The sequence below is a fragment of the Chryseobacterium sp. BGA-UO-ETr-SB22 genome (assembly GCF_059567885.1).
Genome location: NZ_JCAQOV010000005.1, coordinates 2,671,037 through 2,687,364, shown reverse-complemented (window position 1 = coordinate 2,687,364; position 16,328 = coordinate 2,671,037). Strand labels below are relative to the sequence as shown.

Annotated in this window: 17 protein-coding genes; 13 read left to right on the top strand and 4 right to left on the bottom strand. The window is 35.9% G+C overall.

Translation table 11 applies throughout. From position 1 onward, the window contains the following. Positions 1–64: 64 nt before the first annotated feature. The gene (locus AC57AW_RS19495) at positions 65–2,212 is read right to left on the bottom strand and encodes an endonuclease MutS2 (RefSeq protein WP_496353216.1); all 2,148 of its coding nucleotides are present in this window, start codon (positions 2,210–2,212) and stop codon (positions 65–67) included. A gap of 235 nt (positions 2,213–2,447) precedes the next feature. Here AC57AW_RS19495 and AC57AW_RS19490 point away from each other — a divergent pair, with 235 nt between their 5' ends. From AC57AW_RS19490 to AC57AW_RS19475, 4 genes are read left to right on the top strand one after another with little or no spacing between them, the layout of a single operon-like run. Continuing rightward, positions 2,448–2,786, top strand: coding sequence for a hypothetical protein (locus AC57AW_RS19490; RefSeq protein WP_496353215.1), 339 nt, complete (start codon positions 2,448–2,450; stop codon positions 2,784–2,786). Positions 2,787–2,830: 44 nt separating this feature from the next. Next, entirely contained in the window at positions 2,831–3,352 is a 522-nt protein-coding gene (locus tag AC57AW_RS19485) for a GNAT family N-acetyltransferase (RefSeq protein ID WP_496353214.1), read from the top strand. 48 nt (positions 3,353–3,400) lie between these two features. Beyond that, the gene (locus AC57AW_RS19480) at positions 3,401–4,405 is read left to right on the top strand and encodes an acyltransferase family protein (RefSeq protein WP_496353213.1); all 1,005 of its coding nucleotides are present in this window, start codon (positions 3,401–3,403) and stop codon (positions 4,403–4,405) included. Positions 4,406–4,441: 36 nt separating this feature from the next. Beyond that, on the top strand, positions 4,442–5,083 hold the full coding sequence (locus AC57AW_RS19475; RefSeq protein WP_318847023.1) for a uracil-DNA glycosylase: 642 nt from the start codon (positions 4,442–4,444) through the stop codon (positions 5,081–5,083). Here the strand turns inward: AC57AW_RS19475 and AC57AW_RS19470 are convergent. The 3 genes from AC57AW_RS19470 to AC57AW_RS19460 all read right to left on the bottom strand — a co-directional run bounded on the left by AC57AW_RS19470 (position 5,070) and on the right by AC57AW_RS19460 (position 7,350). After that, positions 5,070–5,582, bottom strand: a complete 513-nt coding sequence (locus AC57AW_RS19470; protein ID WP_496353212.1) for a hypothetical protein — start codon at positions 5,580–5,582, stop codon at positions 5,070–5,072. The genes AC57AW_RS19475 and AC57AW_RS19470 overlap by 14 nt on opposite strands. A 16-nt stretch (positions 5,583–5,598) precedes the next feature. Continuing rightward, positions 5,599–6,090, bottom strand: a complete 492-nt coding sequence (locus AC57AW_RS19465) for a DUF456 domain-containing protein (protein WP_496353211.1) — start codon at positions 6,088–6,090, stop codon at positions 5,599–5,601. Positions 6,091–6,168: 78 nt separating this feature from the next. Continuing rightward, the gene (locus AC57AW_RS19460) at positions 6,169–7,350 is read right to left on the bottom strand and encodes a carboxypeptidase-like regulatory domain-containing protein (RefSeq protein WP_496353210.1); all 1,182 of its coding nucleotides are present in this window, start codon (positions 7,348–7,350) and stop codon (positions 6,169–6,171) included. A gap of 272 nt (positions 7,351–7,622) precedes the next feature. On the opposite strand from AC57AW_RS19460, the gene AC57AW_RS19455 reads away from it, so the two are divergent. The 9 genes from AC57AW_RS19455 to AC57AW_RS19415 all read left to right on the top strand — a co-directional run bounded on the left by AC57AW_RS19455 (position 7,623) and on the right by AC57AW_RS19415 (position 16,249). Further along, on the top strand, positions 7,623–8,891 hold the full coding sequence (locus AC57AW_RS19455) for a mechanosensitive ion channel family protein (RefSeq protein WP_496353209.1): 1,269 nt from the start codon (positions 7,623–7,625) through the stop codon (positions 8,889–8,891). Positions 8,892–9,051: 160 nt separating this feature from the next. Further along, a complete protein-coding gene (locus tag AC57AW_RS19450; RefSeq protein ID WP_496353208.1) occupies positions 9,052–9,771 on the top strand; it encodes a pyridoxine 5'-phosphate synthase in 720 nt (239 codons plus the stop codon). Positions 9,772–9,776: 5 nt separating this feature from the next. After that, positions 9,777–10,556, top strand: coding sequence for an alpha/beta fold hydrolase (locus AC57AW_RS19445; protein ID WP_318847029.1), 780 nt, complete (start codon positions 9,777–9,779; stop codon positions 10,554–10,556). A gap of 114 nt (positions 10,557–10,670) precedes the next feature. Beyond that, positions 10,671–10,907, top strand: a complete 237-nt coding sequence (locus AC57AW_RS19440; RefSeq protein ID WP_496353207.1) for a microviridin/marinostatin family tricyclic proteinase inhibitor — start codon at positions 10,671–10,673, stop codon at positions 10,905–10,907. 52 nt (positions 10,908–10,959) lie between these two features. Next, positions 10,960–11,184, top strand: a complete 225-nt coding sequence (locus tag AC57AW_RS19435) for a microviridin/marinostatin family tricyclic proteinase inhibitor (protein ID WP_223599316.1) — start codon at positions 10,960–10,962, stop codon at positions 11,182–11,184. A 72-nt stretch (positions 11,185–11,256) separates the two neighbouring features. Further along, positions 11,257–12,213, top strand: coding sequence for an MvdC family ATP-grasp ribosomal peptide maturase (locus AC57AW_RS19430; protein ID WP_496353206.1), 957 nt, complete (start codon positions 11,257–11,259; stop codon positions 12,211–12,213). After that, complete coding sequence (locus AC57AW_RS19425; RefSeq protein ID WP_496353205.1) at positions 12,206–13,210, top strand: MvdD family ATP-grasp ribosomal peptide maturase; 1,005 nt, start codon at positions 12,206–12,208, stop codon at positions 13,208–13,210. The genes AC57AW_RS19430 and AC57AW_RS19425 overlap by 8 nt, the downstream gene beginning before the upstream one ends. A 259-nt stretch (positions 13,211–13,469) precedes the next feature. Further along, positions 13,470–14,483, top strand: a complete 1,014-nt coding sequence (locus AC57AW_RS19420) for an NAD-dependent epimerase/dehydratase family protein (RefSeq protein ID WP_496353204.1) — start codon at positions 13,470–13,472, stop codon at positions 14,481–14,483. After that, a complete protein-coding gene (locus tag AC57AW_RS19415; RefSeq protein WP_496353203.1) occupies positions 14,480–16,249 on the top strand; it encodes an AMP-dependent synthetase/ligase in 1,770 nt (589 codons plus the stop codon). The genes AC57AW_RS19420 and AC57AW_RS19415 overlap by 4 nt, the downstream gene beginning before the upstream one ends. Positions 16,250–16,328 lie beyond the last annotated feature (79 nt).

Here is a 16,328-nt window from a genome sequence, read left to right as displayed (position 1 = left end):
CGGAAGGCACTCTCTCTTAGTATTTGCGTAAAATAAGTTTAAAAATAAACTCATTTTAGATTAATTAAATTCTCTCAAGTTCATCCGCATTAATCGTTGTCTTGAAGGTTCCATAATTGACAATTACCTTGTTTCTGGAAATCTTTTCGATAGTTCCTACACTGGTACTTCCGGTAATACGAACACGCTGTCCAATTTTCATCCAAACAGCACGGTCACTTTTACGCTGTTCTTCCAGTTTTTCATTGGTTTCTGCAATTTTTTCAATCACTTCCTCCTTTTTCAGCTGTTGAGTAATTTTTCTCTTAACAACCTGCAGGCGTTTTGTTTCATCCTTATCATGGCCTAATTTCCTGAATTTCTCCTGCTCCAGAAGCTTTACAAAGTCTTTTACAACATCTTTTCTGGATTTGCCCTTTGTATAACTGTCGATGAACGTCTCAATCTTATTCCCGAACTGAAGCTTACGGTGTTCCTCTTCATATAATTTCTGGAAATTGAACAGTTTCTGCTGCAGCTGATCATTCAGTTTCTGAAGATTGTCACGCTTATCCTCTACAGATTCTTTTCTTTCTGCAAGATCGGATTTCAGTTTTTCAACTTCAAATTTTTCTTGCTGCAGTTTTACAATAGTCTTATCAAGGTTAACAATATCATGTTCTACCTTTTTCTTGGCAGAATGGATAATAAATCTTGGGATTTTATTCTTTTCTGCAACTTCAAAAGTAAATGAACTTCCTGCCTGGCCCACTTCCAGTTTATACATTGGCTCCAGTGTTTCTTCATTGAAGAGCATTGCTGCGTTCTGGGCATTGGGAAGCTGTTCTATCACCAGTTTAATATTGGTGTAGTGAGTCGTGATAATGGCAAAACTCTTTTTATCATAGAAAAACTCCATGAAACTTTCCGCCAGAGCACCTCCCAATTCCGGATCAGAACCGGTACCAAATTCATCAATTAGTAGAAGGGTATTGGCATCAGCCTCGCGGATGATTCCGGACATTTTCTTCAATCTTGATGAATAGGTCGATAAATGATTTTCAATGGATTGATTATCACCAATATCGGTCATTACTTTTTCAAAGAAAAACATTTCAGATTTGGGATGAACCGGAACCAGAATACCACTTTGAATCATCAGCTGCAATAATCCTACTGTTTTCAGCGTAATTGATTTCCCACCAGCGTTAGGCCCGGAAATACAGATAATCCTGTTATGCTCCGTTAAAGCCAAAGTCTGAGGGTGAATCGTTTTATTCTCTACTTTATTTCTCAACCATAACAAGGGATGGTAGGCATCTTTAAGTTTCAATGTCTTATGACGATTGATCTTGGGAAGAATTCCGTTTACTAAATCAGAAAACTTAGCTTTCGCTCTTGTAAGGTCCAGATCAAAAATATAAGCCTGATATCTCCATAGCTGAGGTTGAAATTCTGCCAGTTCAGCGGTAAGCTGTCGGAGAACTTTATCGATTTCTTTTTTCTCTTCTTCTTCACTTTCACGAAGCTTGAAGTAGTGCTTTACAACACTGTCCGGCTGAATGTAGGTAATGGAACCTGTTTTGGAAATTCCCAGCGTTCTTCCGGCCACTCTTTTTTTGAATCCTGATTTTACAGCTAGTACTCTTTGGTCATCAATAATGGTTTCCCGTATGTCATCCAAAAAGTCACTCTGTCCATACGTGGTAAGTGCGCGGTTGAAATTTTCCTGAATTGCTTTTTTAGCAAGCTGGATTTCAGTTCTCAAGCCTTTCAGAGCCGGAGAAGCTTCACTTTTTACCTCACCAAAACGGTTGAAAACCTTATCTACTTTATCAATGATCTCTTTTCTGAATTCCAGTACAGAAACCTCTTCTAGCAAGTTAGGAAACGTTTCCGGCATGGTAGGGAAGAACTTCTGCAGTTTTCCGATCTGTTCCGTGATGGTTTTTATTTTGATGAAAGCAGCGTTTTCCAGTCGGTAATTCTCAATCAGCATCAATTTCAGCTCACTTTCAATATCTTCATATTCATCAAACGGAATCGCATTTGAACTTTCAAAACTCGACAGATATTCTGACGTTTTTTTTAATGAAAGTTCCGCCTCATCTATTTCCATTGGGCGAAGTTGAAGAATTTTTTCTCTTGTTTTCGGAGAATACGCAAATGGGGAGATTTCCGCGAGCAATTGCGGAAACTCTAATTCGTCTAAATCTTCTTTATCTATATACACAATGCAAATTTAGTGAGAATTTTGATTATTACATATATCTGAGAGATTTACAGGATAAATTAACTTTGAATTGATGAGTATTTTGAGCCATTATAATAAAATAAAGAAGGGAAATGAAAAGAAGCTTTTATTTTCATATCCAGTTTCAAAAGCGTAATAGTTATTGTTAAAATGAAAAAAGTTTGAACGGATAGTGCTTATAGCGTATATTTATTGCACTAATTAAATTATAACCATGAAAAATGCACTGCTTGCTCTTCTTTTTCTTTCGGTAGGAGCTCAGGCCCAGGCCCAAATTCAAAATAAAGAGATTGAAAAAGTTGAGAATAAACCTAATAGCAGGAAAACCAAAAAAGCTGGTAATAAAAAGATTTCAGAAAAAAAAAATAAAAATAAAGTAGGCTATCATCATAAAAAAGCTGATCCTTATAAAATAGAACAGAAAAAAAGCAGTGATAAAAATGAGTCTATTGTCATTTATGAAAGAAGTTATTCTGTAAAATACGGGGTGTATTTATTTATGAATACAGACAAGAATGAGTTTTCAGAAACTTTGGCGTTAAGAGGCTTATGAAATAATTAAAGTAACAGTATACAAGTACTTATTCTATCTGATCAATGAAACTGGAAACCACAAGGTTGATTTTAAAAGGAATCAATGAAAACCATACCGAAGACATTTTAAAAATCCGAAGCAATCCGGAAGTCAATAAATTTGTGAAAAGAGTTTCACCCAAGACAAACTATGATGCCCTTCAGTTTATTTTAACGATTAAGGAAAGGGTTCAAAACAATCAAACCGTGTATTGGGGGATTGCTCTAAAAGATCAGCTGAATCTTATTGGAACAATCTGTCTTTGGAATTTTTCTGAAGACCGGAAAACAGCAGAAGTTGGTTATGAATTGCTGCCGGAATATCATAGACAGGGAATAATGTCTGAAGCATTGAAAGCGGTTTTAGATGTTGGATTCAACGAATTGCATTTACAGGAAATTGTAGCGATTACCAATACATTCAATGAAAATTCAAAGGGACTTCTCATAAAACATCATTTTGTTTTGTTAGAAGGGAAGAAGGATGAGGGGTTTCCGGATAACATTATTTTTAGCTTAAAAAGACCGTTCGGTAATGACCAATAAGAAATCTAGCAGGTTTTTTTCTATCTTTATCACCTATTGAAATTATATATGAAAAATGAAATAAAATCTTTAACGGGGCTTAGAGGAATTGTTGCGTTATGGGTCGCTTTTTTTCATTTTAGTTTTTTTAGAAATGAATTCATTCAGGATATAGTAGGGAAGGGATATGTGGCAGTAGATATTTTTTTTGTATTAAGTGCTTTTTTATTGACTGTTTCTTATTCTGAAAAATTTAAAGAACTGAATTATAAAACAATCGGGGTTTTTTATAAAAAAAGAATCAATAGAATCTATCCTGTATATATTATATCAGTCATCTTTATTGTATTATTTTTAAAGAAAAGCTCTATAAGCGGACTCTTGATAAATGCTACATTATTACAATGCTTTTTTAATCCTGATTATCTGCTGAATGTTGTCTATTGGTCACTCAGTACAGAATGGGTTTGCTATCTGATTTTCCCCTTTATGCTGTGGCTTGTCCTGCATTACAAAATTCGAAGCGAGATTTTAATTATTTCAAGTTTGGTTTTGAGATTTGTACTTCCTTACTTTCCTGACAACTTGTATCTGGGTTCCGAAGTTCGTGTTGAGATGGGAAAATCATTATGGTATCTTGACGATTATTATGGTCTTGTTTCTTTGTTAAGAACAATTTCTTCCTATTTTCTTGGAATCGGGGTAGCTCTTTTGCCGCAATTTAAAATAAAAAAAGAAAACCTAATCCTTTATATCATCATCACATTGTTTGTATCTATGTTGTTTGTTGAAAAAGGAGTGTTGTTTATTCCTTTATTATCGGCATTTATGATAAAGTATCTGTATGAAGGAAAGCAAAATTATCTAAAAGCATTTTTAGAAACCAAAGCCGTGTATTTCCTGGGAAATATCTCTTATTCATTATATATTATCCATTATATGGTGAAGAAGCAGAATTTCGTTATTATAAATAATTATCATCTTAATAATCTGTTGTTAATATCTCTTTCATTATTGCTGTCCTACTTTTCTTATATGCTGATCGAAAGAAAACTGAAGATATTTAAAGTATAATATAGACTCTTATTTTAATATTATTATTTTTGCAGTATGACGTGGACAGAAATTTTAGCCCCTATAAAGAGTACAGAATACTTTACAACCCTTTGGGAAAAAGTAAAGAATGAATATGCAACAACTAAAGTTTTTCCACCGAAAAATCAGATTTTCAGAGCGCTGGAGCTGACAGCTTTTGACGATGTTGAGGTTGTTATTATTGGTCAGGATCCTTACCATAATGATTTTCAGGCAAATGGTTTGTGTTTTTCTGTTTCAGAACAGGTTACTGCACCGCCATCACTTAAGAATATTTTTATTGAGTTAAAAGATGATTTAGGAGTGGTAAGAACTTCCAAAGAGTTGGATGACTGGGGGAAACAGGGCGTTTTGATGTTAAATGCAACATTAACGGTCCGTGCACATTCACCCAATTCCCATAAAGATCTGGGTTGGGAAAAATTCACCAATTTTATCATTAAAGAAATTTCAGACAAAAAAGAGAATGTAGTGTTTGTCTTGTGGGGAGCTTTTGCACAAAAAAAAGCCGAACTCATAGATCCGGCTAAACATTTTATTCTGAAATCGGCACACCCTTCACCATTTTCTGTGTACAGAGGTTTTTTTGGAAGCAAACCTTTCTCAAAAATTAATGAGTATCTTGTTTCCAAAGGAAAAAAGCCTATTTCCTGGTAGAAGAATCTGTTGATTGATCTGCCTTTTTTATCGTAATTCCGATTTTATATTTTCCAGCTAATGCTTTTGTTCCGTCCTGTTGTTTTGGATAGGGAGCAACATCTTGCAAGGTAATAATATACCCGTTGAATTCTGCTGACTGGTGGTAATTTCTTCCCGGATAATCTATGCTGGCAAGGTTCAGAATCATAGGTCGCGTAGCAGTTCCCATTACTTCCACCTGAGCTAGAGCGGCTCCGGCCCAGATACAATTGACGCCTTCAGGACAGCGGCTGTCTTCAGAAACCCCTTTGAATGTCACATTCATCTGGTATTCTCTTAAAAACTTATTCTCACCTTCACTAAGGTACAGAATACCGTCTTTCTGATCATTAGAATTCATAGCTTTTGGATTGGTTTGTATTTCAGAAGCTTTTGTATTCATCTTAGATTTCTTTTGGGCGTCGCATCCGGTTAATGCAAAAATTCCCAGACTGAGTATGATAACTTTATGGAACATAGTTTCTTATATTTTATTAAATAACGTCAAACATATTAAGAAGTACTACCAAAAACATTGCCACTCCTACTACAAAACTGAATCCGGTTCCGTAAATGAATCCAATCAGTGCTCCTTTGGTAGATTGTAAGGCTTTATTCATATCCTTGCTGTCATGAAGTAATTCACCAATAAATACCCCCGCAAACATTCCTATCAGGAAACCCAAAGGAATCGGAATGAATATACCAACAATAGTTCCTATCACAGAACCGATACTTCCCCAGCGCGTACCACCGTATTTTCTGTTGGTTTTTGCCGGAATCACGTAGCTTAATACTACAGAAGCTAGTGTAAGAATTCCAAATGCCCAGATATAAATCATTGGAAGATCTGCATCAGTCCCGAATTTATAGATCAGAAGTCCGCATATACTTAGTAAAAGTCCCGGCAAAACAGGAAGAAAAGTTCCCAATATCCCTACAAACAGGAGAACAAGGCAGAAAATATTGATAATCGTTGTATCCATTCTTTTAAAAATATAGATGCAATATAAAAAAAGTGGCCTTATAAAAGACCACTTTGAGAACTGAGTTATAAAATTTTATTACAAATTTAAGATTACGTATTCCAGGATTGGCCCTGCTTTACCGATATTCCCACTTGCATGGTTATGGAATGTGGTATAATAAATATTTCCGCTGCTGGTAGTTGCTGAGCATGATCCTACATAATCACCATGCGCCTGGTGAGCGTTCCATGCATTCTGATTAATGGTAATGGTAATATTGTTGCCATTTGCCGTATGATGGCAGATGGTCATTTGATTATTGTTTAACGATGTCCCCACAGGTGTTTTAGGAGCTGTTGTATTGACGTACTTATTGGTTCTTATCATCAATGGTTCATTATCTTTTTGTACCAGTACTTCCCAGAACGAAGGATCATAATGCTGGATTTTTTGCCACAAAGGCTGATCATACTGAATATCTAATGTGCTAAATCCTATTGCTGAAGCCATAGCAGCATTGGAAACGCTGCAGTTGTTATACATTGCACTATTACCATTGGTATTAAAGCATATCTTTGTAAGATCCAGAAAACCTCCATAAATACCACAGTACGGAGCATTTTTATCTCCACCTACCAGATAGGCAGCAGCCCAGTCTGAAGTATAAATACTTCCGCCATTCGTGATAAAAGTAGAGAGATTACTGAAAATAGAAAGGTCGTTACTCGGTGTGTTGGTTCCTGAGTAAGCAAAGTTACGTGAACCGCAGTTCAGAAAAATAATATCGTACTGAGAAATGGTATTGAAATTTTTTAAATCCTGATAGCTGATTTCTGTCGCCGTATAACCAAGACTTGTAATTATAGATTCTATTTCGTCATAGCTGCCTTCTACATACGCTATTTTTGCAATCTGATTCAATTTTGAATCTTTGCTGGCAACATTGGTTGTTTCGTCCTTTTTAACGGTAACGGGAATTTCAGTTCTAAAATTAAGACCATTGCCGGTCTGAATATGAAGTGTGGTATTGCCTTCAGGAGCAGTCAGACTGAATGTACCATCGGCATCAGAATAGGTATGGTAAACCTGATTCTTACTGTCAATGGTGAATACTATGGCGCCGCCAATTGGCTTTGTTCCGTTTTTAGCAAATACTTTGCCTTCTACTATTCCGGTTACAGGTTTGGGATTTTCTGGATTCACTGAGTCATCACCTCCTTTACAGTTTACTAAGAGCACAAGGCTGCATAGTACGATGAACAAGTAATTTTGTTTCATATTTAATTGATTTTGATGGGTTTAGTTTTAACCAAATTTAATAAATATTTAATATTTAAACATAAAAAATGCAATTATTTTTAATATTATTTATTTTATATTGATATTTATAGTTAATTTTTCATTTATAATCCGGGGTTGTAGAAGATTTGATATTTTATAATTTCATTCAAAAAAGATTTTTATTAAATATTTTCCGAGGAATACTCTTTGGGATGAAAATTGATTGGGAATAGTAAAATCATGATTCTTAATTTCATAAATTTGCTGTAATGAATGACCAGTTACAAGAAACTAAAAACTTTATCCAGGAGCTGAGCGAGCAGCTTTACATTTACATTACCCAGATATCACCTTCCGGGCTGGACTGGGTTTTCCATATTATTGTAAAGTTGAGTTTACTTCTCGTTCTGTTTTTTATTACTGATTTTGCTTTTAAGTTTATCATTAACTCTGTTTTCAGACTATTCCATAATGAACAGAAATTTCCCATCTTAAAATCTATTTATCAGGCCAAAATCACGAACTCTGTAGCTCATTTTGCCGCTTTGATTGCTGTTGCTGGCATCCAGGGATCCATATTTCCGGAAAATGCATTGCCAAAAACAACCATTTTTATAATACGATGTATCAATCTGGGACTAGTATTGATGTTGGCGGGAATGTTATACAGATCACTGACTGCTTTTAGAAATTATTTCAGTATCAAACAGGATTTCTACAAAATTATGGCGCTTAATGCCATTTCAGAAACTGTAAAGATTTTAGGACTTTTTATATTTACCGTAGTAGGACTTTGTGTGATTTTTGGGATCAAAGGAACCACTATCGTAGGAAGTCTTGGGGCAATTACGGCTGTTCTGGTACTGGTTTTCAGAGATACAATTTTAGGATTTGTAACAGGGCTTCACGTAGCGACTTCTAAAATCCTGAAAGTAGGCGATTGGGTAAGCATTCCCAAATACAGCATCGAGGGAAATATTACAGATATTAGCCTTTTGACCACCAAAATCACCAATTTTGATAAGACGGTTTCCACTATTCCTACCTATGACTTGATGACCACAGAAATCAAGAATATGCAGGTCATGTCTGAATCCAATACCAGAAGAATAAAAAAATCAATCTACTTTAATATCAATTCTTTTAAATTTCTGACAGACGAAGATGTAGAGCGTTTAAAGGAGATCAACCTTATTTCAGATTATCTTGAAGAAAGAGCCTCTGAGATTAAAAAAGAAAAAGAGAGCCTTGAACATAATGATAAGGTCGTCAATGGAAGGCAGCTTACCAATATCGGTGTTTTCAGATATTATGCTCAAAAATATATTGAAAACGATCCGGACGTAGATAAAAACGGAACCAGAATGGTTAGACAGCTGGATATCACACCTCAAGGACTTCCGCTTGAAATCTACTGTTTTGCCAGTGATTCCCAATGGGAGCGTTTTGAGCAGATTCAGGCAGATATTTTTGACCATTTACTGGTAGCATCCAAAGAATTTGAGCTTCAGGTGATGCAGGTAAGCGTGAAAGTATAAAGTAGGAAGATTGAAGCTTTACCCACTTTAAAAACAAATTTTAAATTAAACTTTTAAATGATAATGAATTTAGAAAGACCAATAGAAGTACAAAGTCTGGATTTACTTCCAGCTGCGAGCTTCTGACTTCTAACATTCATATCTAACATCTAAAATAAAAATGACAAAACTAAGCGTAAACATTAATAAAATTGCGACGTTAAGAAATGCAAGAGGAGGTGAAACCCCAAGTGTTACAGAAGCAGCTGTAAAAATTCAGGAATTCGGAGGACAGGGAATTACCATCCATCCAAGACCTGATGAAAGGCATATCACAAGAAAAGATGTCTATGATCTGAAGCCGTTGGTTACGACTGAGTTTAATATTGAAGGAAATCCACATCAGAGTTTTATCGATATGGTATTGGAGGTGAAGCCGGAGCAGGTAACTCTGGTTCCCGATGCTGATGATGCTATTACATCCAATGCAGGCTGGGATACCAAAAAACATCTTGATTTCCTTACAGAGATTATTGCAGAATTTAAAAAGGCAGGTATCCGTACTTCTGTTTTCCTTGATCCTTTACCGGAACTGGTAGAATATGCTGCTAAATCAGGTGCAGACAGAATAGAACTGTATACCGAAGCCTACGCAAAAAATTATCTGACTAATAAAGAACAGGCTATAAAACCATATTACGACACAGCGGTTGAAGCTACCAATTTCGGATTGGGAATCAATGCAGGTCATGATTTAAGCTTAGAAAACCTGAAATATTTTGCAGACACCATTCCCAACCTGTTGGAAGTATCTATCGGGCATGCTTTGGTTTCTGAAGCACTTTATATGGGATTGGAAAACACAGTTCAGGCTTATCTGAAGAGACTGGCAAAATGGTAATAAATATGGAAATCTTAAACTCAAAAATATTCGGCGAAAATTTAACCAATACGCCGCTTCTTGTATTTCACGGATTATTTGGAATGCTTGACAATTGGGGAAGTTTCGGAAAAGATCTGGGAGAATATCTTCCCGTACATCTGATCGACCTTAGAAACCACGGAAGAAGCTTTCATTCAGAAAGTATGTCTCATGATGATCTGGCAGATGACATTGCCCGCTATATGGATCATTATGGAATTCAGAAAGCTCATGTTTTGGGGCATTCTTTAGGAGGAAAAGCTGTCATGCAGTTTGCTTTAAAATATCCTGAACGTGTTGAAAAACTGATTGTTGTAGATATTTCACCTAAAGCATATCCGCCGCATCACCAGGGAATTATCAAAGCACTGGAAACTGTAGATTTCAATACGGTAGCCTCCAGAAATGATGTGGAAGCAGTTCTGAACCAGTATATTCCCGAAAAATCAACCATACAGTTTTTAACGAAAAATCTGTATTGGGATGAAAATAAAAAACTGGGTTGGAGATTTAATCTTAAAACATTATCTGAAAAATATAATGAATTTGTTTCCAATGCGGTCAAATTCGGTGTTTTTGAAGGCGATTCACTCTTTATTGCAGGAGAAAAGTCCAATTATATTCTGCCTCAGGATGAATTTGGAATCAAGCAGCAGTTTCCTAAAGCTAAAGTAGTTACGGTAAAAAATGCAGGACACTGGGTGCAGGCTGAAAATCCGGTCGATTTTGCAAACGTTGTCAAGGAATTCTTGGGATTAAATTAATTTTATACTTTGATTTTTAGTATTATGTTAAAATTTTATTAAAACGTCATATTATTTCTCCATGAGTTGAATTTTTTGTACTTTGGATTTCCAAAACAATAAAAATATTAACTTATGGAAAACAAAAATTCAAAAAAGAAGCCATTTTTCGCAACATTTTTAGAAAAACAGGTTAAAGACCCGGAAACAGTAAAAGGAGGAGGTATCACTTCCGTACTTACAGACCAGATTACATCGGTAATCAAGGATCAAATCACTACTGCTCTTCAGGATGGTGTTACCAAGCCTGATAATGATAATGTAACGATGAAATATCCTTCTGACGGAGATGAGGATGTTTTAGATGTGTAAGAATATACATACAGCTTAAGCTTAATTATATATCAAACCAAAACTAAACATTATGAAAAACCAAAACTCAAAGAAGAAGCCATTTTTCGCATCATTCTTGGAAAAACAGGTGAAAGATCCTGAAACAGTAAAAGGAGGAACTGATATGTCAATTCCTGAAAGAGATGTAATTACAAAACCGGCAATTGACGTTGTAACTTCTCCGAAAGATGATATGATGCACACGCTGAAATATCCATCTGACGGTGATGATGATACAATCACTATTCCACTATAATAAGTAGAATTCAATAAAATAGAGTAGGGGAAACTTAAACATTAAGTTTCCCTTTTTAATAAAAACCGGCAAATGATTCTCTGCATCACCCATTCACAGGATTTTTATAATATCGATCTCTTTTTCGAATACCTGGCCTCCAAAAATATTTCTTATTTCAGACTGAATTCTGACCGGCTGAATCACCTTCAGAAAATCAGTATCCATGAAAATTCATTTGAATTGACTGATGAGTCCGGAAATACCATCCACTCTGATGAAATTAAAGGAGTATGGCACAGAAAAGCATGGAGAATAAGTGCTCCCGAAGAATTGGATCAGGATTATGAAAAAATATTCCTGAACGAATATGGAAGCCTGCGCTACAATCTGATGACTGCCTTAGAGCATGTTCCCTGGATCAATCCTTATGAAAATGAAAAAAAGGTGGATGGCAACAAGATATTTCAGCTGAAAATTGCACAAAGAAATAACTTAACGATCCCTAAAACTATTTTTTCCAATGATGAAGAGAAAATAACAACATTTTTCTATCAATACTGCTACGGAAAAGCAATCGCTAAGCTTCATGGGGTAACTGCGAAAACAATGTCTGGTGAAAATATGATTTCCACTACAATCATTGAAGAAGAATCTCTTGAAAACCTTTCAGACATTGCATACTGTCCCATGATTTTTCAGCCTTATATTGAAAAAGAATATGAATTGAGAATCGTCTATGTAGACGGTGATTTCTTCACAGGAAAGATCAATAACAGCGAAAATGCAGATTGGAGAGTAGCCCGTGAAGGCTATTTCTGGTCAGCATACGAGCTGCCAGATTCCGTTAAAGTAAATCTCACTTCCATGATGCATGAAATGGGCCTTTATATAGGGGCTATCGATATGATCAGGGGAAGAGACGGGAATTATTATTTCCTTGAAGTCAATCCGCAGGGAGAGTGGGGAATGCTGCAAAAAGAGCTGGAATTTCCCATAGCAGAAAGAATTGCCGATAATCTTATCAAAAGAATTAATTTCCATGAATAAAATTTTAATTATAACCCATACCGCAGATAATTTTTCTATTGAAAAAGTAACAGAATACATTGAAAAAAATAACTGCGAGGTCATTCGCTTTGATGTTGACGTTTATCCTTTACAAAACAAACTTTCCACCATTTTTCAGGATGGAGAATGGGTAAGTTTTCTTGAAACTCAGGATGCAAAACACCGTTTAGATGATATTTCAGCTATCTGGTACAGAAGAGCTTACAATATCGGAAAGGGGCTGAAGGAAGAAATGGACTCTAAGTTCTACGGTGCAGCAATGGGAGAAATCAGAAATACACTTTTCGGTTTCTTTGAATCTGTAGATGCGTATTCTTTAGGAAAACCAAGTGTATACAGAAGACTGGACAGCAAAGAAGAACAATTGAAAATTGCAGATAAATTAGGTCTGACCATTCCGGCAACCTGCCTTACCAACAGCCCTGATGAAGCCAGAAAATTTATTCTGAAACATCAGAATGTAGTGGCGAAGATGCAAACTGGTTTTGCCATCTATGAAGACGGTGTGGAAAGTGTAGTGTTTACCAACGTGGTCAGTGAAAATAAACTGGAAGAACTTGACTCATTGTTATATTGCCCAATGCAGTTTCAACAGATGATTCAAAAGAAAAAAGAACTTCGTATTACCATTGTGGGAAGAGATGTTTATGCATTTGAAATAGACTCACAACAATCTGAAGATGCCAAAATAGACTGGAGAAAAGACGGAATCAATCTGATTGATAAATGGAGCAGAACAGAACTTCCGGCAGACGTAGAAGCAAAACTGCTTGAACTTCTCGATATTTATAATGTAGATTACGGCGCAATAGACATGATTGTTTCTCCTGAAGACGAATACTATTTCATTGAGATCAATGCCGCCGGAGAATTCTTCTGGCTGGATAATCTTACAGAAGGAAACCTTATATCAAAGAGTATTGCAGACGTTCTTTGCGATAAAGCCCCAAGAAGAAATAATGAGGTAATGGCTTAAGAACAAAGCATTTTTAATCATAAAAGTCCTGAAAGTTGTACATTCTTTCAGGACTTTTAAATATAATGATCTATTGTGATTAAAATTTTTCTGGTTTGTTGATTTCTGAGTGATAATATTGGTTAAATAAAGTTGAATTATGCTTTAAAAATCGCAAATTTGCATAAGCAGTTTTTCTAAGGAATTTTTGCCGGATCCGGAAGAATTGCCGGATAGAAAATATTGTTATATTTTAGTCAGCAATCAAGTAAAATAATTAATGATTTTTGTAACGGGTGCTACCGGAATTCTGGGAAGAATAATTGTACTGGAACTTCTTAAAAGAGGTAAAAATGTACGTGCTTCCAAAAGACCGGGCAGCAATATAAACGAAGTAAAGCATTCATACAGCTTTTATACGAAGAATCCCGATGATTTTTTCAATAAGATCGAATGGGTAAACGTAGATTTTGATGACCTCAATTCTTTGACAACAGCACTGCAAGGTGTGGATGAGGTCTATCACTGTGCTGCAAAAGTAAGCTTTCATCCCAAAGATGAAAAAGAAATGTACCGTACAAATATCAAGGGTACAGAAAACCTGTTGTTTGCCTGTGAAGGGTCAGACGTTAAAAAATTTCTCCATGTAAGTTCTGTTGCCGTTCTTGATAATTTCAATGAAAAAGGAGAGCTGGACGAAGATTCTGATTTTAATCCAAAACTGGAACACTCTGCGTATGCTATTTCAAAGCATTTATCCGAAATGGAAGCATGGAGAGCCTCAGCAGAAGGCCTTAATGTTATCATCATCAACCCGGGAATGATCGTAGGAAGCGGAAACTGGACCCAAAGCAGCGGAGAGCTTTTCTCTACTTTTGAAGACAATAGTTTTACCTTTTCAGGTGGTTCTGCTTATGTTGACGTGAGAGATGTTGCTAATACCGCCATAGGATTAATGGAAAATAATCTTTTCGGAGAACGTTTTATCATTGTTGCTGAAAATAACAGATATGCAGACCTTGCAAAACAGGTGAGAACCCGTCTGGGACTTAAAGATGCCAGAATTCTTTCACAATCTGTATTAAATATCGGAAGAATAGCCAACACCCTTTTCGGATGGCTGATTCCCAAACTGAAAATGGTTACCAAATCAAATATTGAAGCCATTTCTTCATTCAACACCATTTCCAATCACAAAGTCAAAGAAAAACTGAATTATCAGTTTATTCCCGTAAAAGAAAGTATAGACTTTCACCTGAATAATTATATTAACGACAAAAAGCTGAAGAAATGAATCTTGCAGAGGCAATTATCCTTAAAAATGTAGAAAAACATCCTATAAAAGCGGCCATCGGATTTAAAAAGAAAGAGGGAGGCTGGAAAGAGCTAAGCTGGAAAAAATTCAGTGAAGTTATTTTTAAAACAGCCAATGCCTTAAAGGAAGCTGGAGTTCAGGAGAATGACAGAGTCGCTATTTATTCAGATAACTCGTCCGAATGGATGATCTTTGACCTGGCTTCAATGGCCATTGGTGCTGTTACAGTGCCTATTTATTCAACCAATAATGCTGAGCAGGCAGAACATATCGTTAACGATTCCGGAGCAAAAGTTGTTTTAGTAGGAAATCAGATGCAGTATAATGCCTGTCTTGAGTTTTTACATAAAGAAGAAAACAATCTTGAAACCATTATTGTTTCTAAAAAAGCAGTGTGGATCAAGAAAGAATTCAACAGTTTTTATCTTGAAGATTTTATTTCAAAAGCTTCCCCAAAGCTGGAGATCTGCAAGAAAGAAAATGATGATACTGCCACATTGATCTATACTTCCGGAACTACCGGAGTCCCGAAAGGCGTAATGCTTACCCATGGAAATTTTATTAAAGCATTCGATTCTCACTTTGAATTTTTTATGTTTAAAAACTTTGAAGAAGAACTTTCACTGGCATTTTTACCCTTGAGCCACGTTTTTGAAAGAAGCTGGAGTTTACTTTGCCTGTATGGTGGTGCCCGTGTTTATTTTCTGGAAGACCCTAAAAATGTAGCTAAGGCACTGGAAGAAGTAAAACCTACTACAATGTGTGCGGTACCAAGATTTTTCCAGAAAGTATATGCCGGAGTTTTGGAAAAAGCAGAAGAAGGTTCTTCATTAAAGAAAAAAATCTTTGACTGGGCCCTTAAAACCGGATGGGAAACTGCTGAATTGAAGAGAAATGAAAAACCGATTCCTTTTGGATTAAAATTCAAAGAAGCTGTTGCAGATCGGTTGGTTTTCAGTAAAATCAAAGAGAAAATGGGTGGAAGACTTTGGTTTTTACCTTGTGGAGGTGCCTCATTGTCACCAGAAGTTACCCGTTTCTTTGATTCAGTGGGAATTCACGTAACTGTAGGGTACGGATTAACGGAAACCACCGCAACATTGACTCTTTTCCCATTGACTCATTTTGAACATGGTACCAGTGGAAAGCCTTTACCGGGAGTTGAAATGCGTATCGGTGAAAATGATGAAATTCAGGCAAGAGGAAACGGAATCATGAAAGGCTATTACAATAAGCCTGAAGAAACCCAGAAAGTGTTCACAGAGGACGGGTGGTTCAAAACCGGTGATGCAGGAAAGTTTGATGATAAAGGAAACCTGATCATTACAGACAGAATCAAAGATCTAATGAAAACATCCAACGGAAAATACATTGCTCCACAACAGATCGAAAACCTTTTGACCAATAATAATTTTATCCAGCAGATTATGCTGATTGCAGAAGGAAGACAGTTTGTTTCAGCGTTGATTGTTCCTAATTTTGAATTTTTACAGGACTATATCAAGAAAAATAATATTCCTTTTACCAATTGGGAAGATGTTGTAAAAAATGAAAAGATAATCAACCTTTACAAAGAGAAGATTAAAGAATTACAGAGCCATCTGGCAGACTATGAAAAAGTGAAGAAATTTACTTTAATGCCAGCAGAATTTGACATCAATACAGGCGAAATTACGCCTACATTGAAAGTCAAAAGAAATGTGGTGATCAAAAAATATGCAGATATTATAGAGAAGATGTATTAAAAATTTTAACCTCCTGTTTTTCACGTCAAGTACAAATAAAGGTGTGAAAATTCCCCTCTTTTGGAGGGGTGGCGAAAAT

Coding starts and splice junctions, on each gene's coding strand:
- AC57AW_RS19490 (WP_496353215.1), top strand. CDS start 2,448: ATGAAAAATGCACTGCTTGCTCTTCTTTTTCTTTCGGTAGGAGCTCAG.
- AC57AW_RS19450 (WP_496353208.1), top strand. CDS start 9,052: ATGACAAAACTAAGCGTAAACATTAATAAAATTGCGACGTTAAGAAAT.
- AC57AW_RS19485 (WP_496353214.1), top strand. CDS start 2,831: ATGAAACTGGAAACCACAAGGTTGATTTTAAAAGGAATCAATGAAAAC.
- AC57AW_RS19455 (WP_496353209.1), top strand. CDS start 7,623: ATGAATGACCAGTTACAAGAAACTAAAAACTTTATCCAGGAGCTGAGC.
- AC57AW_RS19480 (WP_496353213.1), top strand. CDS start 3,401: ATGAAAAATGAAATAAAATCTTTAACGGGGCTTAGAGGAATTGTTGCG.
- AC57AW_RS19465 (WP_496353211.1), bottom strand. CDS start 6,090: ATGGATACAACGATTATCAATATTTTCTGCCTTGTTCTCCTGTTTGTA.
- AC57AW_RS19460 (WP_496353210.1), bottom strand. CDS start 7,350: ATGAAACAAAATTACTTGTTCATCGTACTATGCAGCCTTGTGCTCTTA.
- AC57AW_RS19440 (WP_496353207.1), top strand. CDS start 10,671: ATGGAAAACAAAAATTCAAAAAAGAAGCCATTTTTCGCAACATTTTTA.
- AC57AW_RS19415 (WP_496353203.1), top strand. CDS start 14,480: ATGAATCTTGCAGAGGCAATTATCCTTAAAAATGTAGAAAAACATCCT.
- AC57AW_RS19445 (WP_318847029.1), top strand. CDS start 9,777: ATGGAAATCTTAAACTCAAAAATATTCGGCGAAAATTTAACCAATACG.
- AC57AW_RS19430 (WP_496353206.1), top strand. CDS start 11,257: ATGATTCTCTGCATCACCCATTCACAGGATTTTTATAATATCGATCTC.
- AC57AW_RS19425 (WP_496353205.1), top strand. CDS start 12,206: ATGAATAAAATTTTAATTATAACCCATACCGCAGATAATTTTTCTATT.
- AC57AW_RS19470 (WP_496353212.1), bottom strand. CDS start 5,582: ATGTTCCATAAAGTTATCATACTCAGTCTGGGAATTTTTGCATTAACC.
- AC57AW_RS19420 (WP_496353204.1), top strand. CDS start 13,470: ATGATTTTTGTAACGGGTGCTACCGGAATTCTGGGAAGAATAATTGTA.
- AC57AW_RS19435 (WP_223599316.1), top strand. CDS start 10,960: ATGAAAAACCAAAACTCAAAGAAGAAGCCATTTTTCGCATCATTCTTG.
- AC57AW_RS19475 (WP_318847023.1), top strand. CDS start 4,442: ATGACGTGGACAGAAATTTTAGCCCCTATAAAGAGTACAGAATACTTT.